The organism is Psychrobacter sp. GW64-MNA-CIBAN-0177, from assembly GCF_040309585.1.
In the GTDB taxonomy this organism is placed as follows: domain Bacteria; phylum Pseudomonadota; class Gammaproteobacteria; order Pseudomonadales; family Moraxellaceae; genus Psychrobacter; species Psychrobacter okhotskensis.
Map to the genome: position 1 here is coordinate 1 of NZ_JBEOOY010000594.1, position 237 is coordinate 237.

The following is a 237-nucleotide window of genomic DNA, read 5'->3' on the forward strand; positions in this document are numbered from 1 at the left end:
TTGCTACACTTAAGCCTGAACTTATTGAGCAAGAAATAACAGTTGAGCCAGTTCCAGTTGAGCCAACAAAACCAGTGATTGACAAAAAACCAATCAATAAACCTATTCCAAAAAATGAGCCTAAAAAGTCAGAAGAAAAGCGGGTAGAGAAGCCAGCGCTGCCGCCCGAACCTAAAATCACACCAGAAGCTAAGCCAATCACAAAAGAGCTGCCACCAGAATCGGCTACTCATATAG

General features: G+C 42.6%; 1 pseudogene. It reads left to right on the top strand.

The window, feature by feature from the left end:
* Nucleotides 1-237 (top strand): annotated as a pseudogene (locus AAEY79_RS16335) (hypothetical protein); the annotation flags it as partial.